Raw genomic sequence first — 6,377 nt, forward strand, 5'->3', positions numbered from 1 at the left:
TCGATGTCCAGTTCCTTGGCTTGCTTCGCCAGGCGGTCGAGGTCGAATTTCTCGGGCCGCAGATAAGCGAACTCGATCAGCCGGTAACCATGATCCGCCGACTTGGCGAGTGCCATTTCCAGGCCCTCCTGGGTCAGGCCGTTTGTCCAGACAAATGAATGGATACCAAGACGCCGCATTCAGATCCTCCGATAATCAGGTTTGCATGTTAAAGATACAAACTTGATCCTGAATGCCTAAAATTCAGCTTCGGCGCAAGAGGAATTCTGGCATTGGTCGGCGCGAGCCAATCATGCCGGATTAAAAAAATGCTGGAAAACAAATGGTTGAGAGGCATCATGGAGATGCGAGAAAATCTTCTCTGACCTATGCGAGAAACGGGATATGCAGCTTTTGACAACAAATATCCCGTCACTTGCGCAGACCGAGCGGCATGGACCGCTCGCTCGGCGAGACGCAAGGCGAATGCGGAACGAGCGGAACCCGGTCCAACGTTCGTTGGTTCCTGCCAAGGCATTCGCTTGGGACCAGCCGGCGGACGCCCGATCCTCCGGCTTGCCCAAGCGCGCACCCGGACGCGGCGACGCGCAAACCCTCAGCCGGGAAACAGGTCCAGGATCGACGACAGACGGTTGGCACTGAGATCGATGTCGCTGAGCGGGCCGCCGCTGGGGAGATAGCCAACCACGAACAGACCGGCGGCCCGTGCGGCCTTGGTGCCGGTGCGGCTGTCTTCCACAGCGACGACGGATCCCGGAGCTATGGCGAGCTGCCGGCAGGCCTCGCGATAGGGCGTTGGGTCGGGTTTGCCGACCGTAACGTCGTCGAGGCTGATTGTGAGGCTCATATGGTCGAGCACGCCGAGCGCATCCAGATTGGCATTGACGACTTGCCGGCCGGAATTTGACACGCAGACCTGCGGGACGCCGCGGTCAGCCAGGGTCCGGATCGTCTCGACCGCCTCGGGGATCGGGATGGCGTCCGCCCGGTTGGCGACGTAGTGGGCATTGATGGCGGCGAGCCACTCCGCCTGGTCAAGCCCGACTGGGAGGCGCGGACGCAGCATTGTCCAGACGTCGCCCATATGGATGCCGCGAAAGGCTTGGTCGGGCAGGTCGTCAAGATCGACGTTCCAGTTGCGGCAGCCGGCGAGGAGAGATTGATGATGCAACGGCTCGCTGTCGATCAGCGTTCCGTCGATGTCCCAGGCGACGGCGCGATACATCACGATGGCGATCCCGCTTTGGTCGCGCCAGGAGCCGATAGGCGTGTATAGAGATCGCGATAGCGGCGGTAACCGTCGCGGTAGATGTCGGCCTTTCGCGGGTCGGGATCGAGCCGGTCGGCGAAGCTGACGAAACCGGAAACGCCCGACCAGTCGTCGGTCAGGCCGGTGCCTATCGCCGCCGTCCAGGCAGCGCCGATGCAGGAGCCGGGGTGCCCGGTCAGGCGTTGGACCGGCTTTTGCAAGACATCCGCGACAATCTGCATCCAGACCTTGCTGCTTGAGCCGCCGTCGGAGGCGAGATAGCGCTCGGTCCGATGGCCCATGTCGTTGAGCACCTCGACATGATGCGCGATGGCAAAGGCATAGGCCTCGAGCAAAGCGCGCCAGACATGGCCGATATCGTGCGAAAGCGTCAGGCCGTCGATCACGCCGCGGGCCGCTGGATCATGGATCGGCGTCTTCTCGCCAAGGAAATAGGGCAGGATGATGAGGCCGTCGGCACCGGCGGGACGCTCTGCCGCCAGCGCATCGAGCCGCTGGTGTACGGAAATACCCTCGGCCTGTGCCGCGGCCATCTCGCCGCCGGCGAAATTGCGTACGAACCAGTTGAGGGCGGAGCCGCCTGTCGACATGCAGCCATTGGGCATGAACAGGCCCGGGACCAGGTGATAATCGAGATACATGCGCGGATCGGGCTTGATCTGATCGGTAGCGATCAGGATATCGACCGAGCCGCCGAATTTCAGGAGGACATCGCCCGGCTTGGCGACGCCGGCGCCAAGCGCGGAGGCGATCATGTCGGCTGCACCGCCGACGACCGGTGTTCCCGCCATCAGGCCTGTCTCATCGGCGGCCTTCGCCGAGACGGAGCCGAGGATCTCATGCGAGGCGATCTTTCGTGGCACGGCCGAGCGCGGTATGTGCGCGAGCGCCACCAGATCGTCGTCGATCCGGTGCGTCGAAACGTCGACGAAGCCGGCCTCCAGCGCCCAGTTCTGCTCGACCGCACGTTCGCCGGTGAGGCGCCAGTTGATATAATCGTAGGAGCCGAAAACGGTGGCGATGCGGCTGAACACCTCCGGCTCGTGACGCTCAATCCAGCGCAGCTTTGCGGTGACGAGCTGTTGGTTGATGCCGTTGCCGGCCTTGGCGATGAAAGCCGTCTCATCGCATTCGGTCCGCAGTTCGGCCACTTCGGCGCCACAGCGGCCGTCGCTCTGCTGGATGCTCGGCCGCAGCACTTCGCCCTTCTCGTTCAGAAGAACGACCGCCGGCAGCATGCCGGTGGTGCCGACCGCCACGATTTCCTCGGCCTTGATGCCGCTGGTCCTGAGCAACTCCTGCACGATGTCGCGGACATTGGTCCACCATTGCGCGGGATCTTCCTCGGCCCAGCCCGCATGCTCGGAATGCAGCGTGACGGGGCGCGAGGCGAGGCCCAGCACCTGATCGGGAAGCCGGATCAGGATGCCGATCGTCGAGGTGGTGCCGATATCGAGACCGAGAACGAACGCCATGTCGAATCCATTGAAATGCTGGGAAGGGCAGGCGGGCGAAACCTGTCTGCCTCGTTGTGTCGCACTGCTCGATACCAGTCGATCATTCCGGACGCCGGCCTGCAACGATCGATATGATCACCGCGAGCCGGCGCGATGGCCGGCATCGCCGTGGAAGCCGTCCTCAGCGCAAAGTGGCGACAACATCCATGAAGCGCTTGACCCGATCGCCGTCGACGGCGTTCCAGGTATTGCCACCGATCTTGAAATGGGTCCCGATCACGACGCCGCTCGCCAGCGAAAGGACGTCGCGGACATTGTCGATGTTCACGCCGGTGTTGGCGAAGACCGGCACGTCCTTGATCGTCTCGCAGACGCTGCGCAGGTGGGACTGGTCGGCCGGCTGGCCGGTGATCGGACCGGAGACGAGGATCGCGTCTGCCATCGACGAGAACACCGCGCTCTTGGCACGCAATTCAATCGGGCGCTGGTCGAGCGAGTGTGCGAACTCGGCATTGATGTTGAAGAGAAGCTTCATGTCGTCGCGACCAAGGTTGTGCCGCAGGCGCGAGGCGGCGGCGCAATCGGGCTCCCACAAGCCCATATCGGAAGCGAACAGGCCGGTGAAGATCTCGCGCACGAAACGGGCTCCGGTGGCAGCTCCGATCGCGACGCTGGCAGTCGGATCCCAGAGATAGTTGACGCCAAACGGCACTCTCAGCTCGGGCTTCACCGCCTGGACGATGGCAGTCATGGCGGCAATGCCCTCGGGCGGCGCCTTGAAGACATAGGGGCGGTCGTTCTCGTTGCCGAACATGATGGCATCGACGCCGCCGTTCTGCAGCTTGCGGATGTCGGAGAGTACGCCATCGATCAGCTTGTCGAGGCCGCCATCGGCATCATAGAGGGGCGTTCCCGGCAGGGCACCGATATGTGCCATCGAGATGACAGCCTTCTTCTTGTCGCCGAAAAATTCAAATACCATCGAGTCTTCTCCTTGGGGATAAAGTGAAAATGGCGCGCCTCAGTCGCGCGTCAGTGGCGGCGCGATGCGCAGGTCGACCTTGGCCGCGGCGAGCGCCGCGACGATCTTGGCCGGCGGCTCGGCATCGGTGATGAGGATGTCGAAGTCCGACAGTGGCGCTATCCGCACCAGCGACATGCGCAGGAATTTGGCGGAATCGCACAGGACGATCTTGGTGCCTGACCGCCTCAGATAGGCGCGCTTCATATCGGTATCATCGAAGGAATAATCGAAGAGGCCGTCCGCTGTGATACCGGAGACGCCGATCACGGCGACATCGAACCACAGCGCCTCGAACTGGGCGATGGCCGCAGGCCCGCCGGTCGACATCTCGTCGGCCCGTACGCGGCCGCCGGCAACATAGACTTCGGGCACACCGCCATTCAGCGCCGCCGCGATCCTGAGGCTGTTGGTGAACACCTTGGCGTGCGGAAGGTCCCTGAGGTGCTCGGCCATCAGATAGGTGGTGGTGCCGACATCCAAAGCGATCGTGCGGTATCCCGAAACCAGCGCGGCCGCGGCCGCGGCAATCGCGGCCTTCGGGTCGCGGCGCTGGCGCAAGCGCGAATCGAAACTCGGCTCTTCGCTGTCCATGGCGACCAGCGGCGGGTTGTCGGCCTCGATCGCGCCGCCATGGATTCGGACCAGCCTACCCTCGCGTTCCAGTTCGACGAGATCGCGGCGGATCGTCATGTCGGAAACGGCAAGTTCGGCCGCTGCCGCGGCGACGGTGAGCGACCCCGTCCGGCGCAGCAAAGCCAGGATGCGTGCCTGCCGGTCGTGCGCGAGAAGGCGCTGACGATCGGCGTCGCGCGGTGCGCCATGCGGCGATGTCTCAGGAAGGGTGGTGTCGTCTGCCATCGATGTATCCGGTGGGTAAGCCGCCGACGAAGCGGTCTGCTGATCTTCACACTACCGCATGATCAAACATTTTCAAACAAAAATATGTTTGCAGTGTTCGATTTTATTGGTATGCATCTCGATATCAACAAAATGCGTTCCGCCATCAAGCAGAGAGAATACGACCATGCCGGCTGTCTCCGTCACGCCTCCCGTGCTTGCCGAACTCGCGGGCAAGCGAGCCTTCGTGACGGGCGGTGGCGCGGGGATCGGCCGGGCGATCGCGACCGCCCTGACGCGGCAGGGCGTCGCCGTGGCGATCGGCGATCTGGATCCCAAGGCGGCACGTCAGGCGGCTGAGGAAATTGGTGGCGGTGCCGCCGCCGTCACGGTCGATGTCCGCCGCCGCGATTCCGTCGAGGCGGCCTTCTCCACCGTACTGGAAGCGCTTGGCGGCTGCGACATCCTGATCGCCAATGCCGGCGTGTCCACCATGCAGCACGCGCTCGATCTGACCGACGAAGAGTGGGACTTCAACTTTTCGGTCAATGCCCGCGGTGTATTCCTGGCAAATCAGATCGCTGGACGGCATTTTGTCAAGCAGGGCACGGGCTGCATCGTCAACACCGCCTCGCTTGCCGCGAAGGTCGGTGCGCCGCTCCTGGCGCATTATTCGGCATCCAAGTTCGCCGTGCTCGGCTGGACGCAGGCCTTTGCCCGCGAGCTCGCGCCCAAGGGGATACGCGTTAATGCCGTCTGTCCGGGGTTCGTCAAGACCGGCATGCAATCGCGCGAAGTCGAGTGGGAGGCGCATCTGCGGCAAGTCACGCCCGAACGGGTGGTCGCCGACTATATTGCGCAGACGCCGCTCGGCCGGCTCGAGCTGCCGGAGGATGTCGCCGACGTCGTCGTGTTCCTCTGCTCGGATCAAGCCCGCTTCATGACCGGCCAGGGCGTCAACGTGACCGGCGGCGTCTACATGACCTGACGGCCTTTCGGCGGCTGTAGCCGGATCCTGATGCGGGCACGCGCCTATCCAAAAAAGTGAACACATATGATCAGAAGTTAGGCTTTTAATGTTATATTTTGTTCTCTAAGATGACCGTTCGCTCGACTTCGGCCTTCGGCGTCAGCCGGGTCAGACGGGTTCATGAGGAAAGTCTATGGCGTCTATCGAGCTCGATCGCGTTTCCAAGCTCTACGGCAATGGCAATTACGGGGTGCATGAGGTCGATCTCACCATTCCCGATGGTGAATTCGTGATCTTTCTCGGTCCGTCGGGATGCGGCAAGTCGACGACGCTGCGGATGATTGCCGGTCTGGAGAGTATCTCCTCCGGCGATCTCCGCATCGGTGGCAAGAGCGTCGCCAATGTCGCCCCGCGCGACCGAAACGTCGCCGTGGTGTTCCAGAGCTACGCGCTCTATCCGCATATGTCGGTGCGGCAGAATATGGCCTTCGGGCTGAAGATGCGCGGCACCGACGCGGCGGTCATCGATGCCAAGATTGCAGACGCCGCTAACCTGCTCGGTCTGCAGAATCTTCTCGGCCGCAAGCCGGCAGCGCTTTCGGGTGGCCAGCGGCAGCGTGTCGCGCTCGGCCGGGCGATCGTTCGCGAACCGGCGGCCTTCCTGCTTGACGAACCGCTGTCCAATCTCGATGCGCAACTGCGTGCCGAGATGCGGCTCGAACTCGTGAAGCTGCACCGGCGCCTCGGCCGCACCATCGTCCATGTCACCCACGACCAGGTCGAGGCGATGACCATGGGCGATCGCATATGCATCATGCG

6 protein-coding genes and 1 pseudogene are annotated in these 6,377 nt (G+C 62.9%); 2 read left to right on the forward strand and 5 right to left on the reverse strand.

Translation table 11 applies throughout. The annotated features are described in order from the left end of the window. From ENZ75_RS16835 to ENZ75_RS16855, 5 genes and pseudogenes are all read right to left on the reverse strand, one after another. Positions 1–179: pseudogene (locus ENZ75_RS16835) on the reverse strand (sugar phosphate isomerase/epimerase); the annotation flags it as partial. A 416-nt stretch (positions 180–595) separates the two neighbouring features. Beyond that, positions 596–1,225, reverse strand: a complete 630-nt coding sequence (locus tag ENZ75_RS16840) for an HAD family phosphatase (protein WP_082826650.1) — start codon at positions 1,223–1,225, stop codon at positions 596–598. Continuing rightward, positions 1,225–2,745 carry an FGGY-family carbohydrate kinase gene (locus tag ENZ75_RS16845; RefSeq protein WP_063170083.1) on the reverse strand — a complete coding sequence of 507 codons (1,521 nt, stop codon included), beginning with the start codon at positions 2,743–2,745 and terminating at the stop codon, positions 1,225–1,227. Before ENZ75_RS16845 ends, ENZ75_RS16840 begins: the two co-directional genes overlap by 1 nt. Before the next feature lie 163 nt (positions 2,746–2,908). Next, a complete protein-coding gene (locus ENZ75_RS16850; protein WP_024502261.1) occupies positions 2,909–3,709 on the reverse strand; it encodes a BtpA/SgcQ family protein in 801 nt (266 codons plus the stop codon). A 39-nt stretch (positions 3,710–3,748) separates the two neighbouring features. Next, on the reverse strand, positions 3,749–4,609 hold the full coding sequence (locus ENZ75_RS16855) for a DeoR/GlpR family DNA-binding transcription regulator (RefSeq protein WP_063170084.1): 861 nt from the start codon (positions 4,607–4,609) through the stop codon (positions 3,749–3,751). 166 nt (positions 4,610–4,775) lie between these two features. Here ENZ75_RS16855 and ENZ75_RS16860 point away from each other — a divergent pair, with 166 nt between their 5' ends. Next, entirely contained in the window at positions 4,776–5,576 is an 801-nt protein-coding gene (locus ENZ75_RS16860) for an SDR family NAD(P)-dependent oxidoreductase (protein WP_024502263.1), read from the forward strand. Positions 5,577–5,751: 175 nt separating this feature from the next. Further along, positions 5,752–6,377 (forward strand): ATP-binding cassette domain-containing protein (locus ENZ75_RS16865; RefSeq protein ID WP_128278193.1); only part of this gene is annotated, 626 nt, incomplete at its 3' end.

The organism is Mesorhizobium sp. M7A.F.Ca.CA.002.04.1.1 (genome assembly GCF_004022805.1).
Classification (GTDB): Bacteria; Pseudomonadota; Alphaproteobacteria; order Rhizobiales; family Rhizobiaceae; genus Mesorhizobium; species Mesorhizobium ciceri.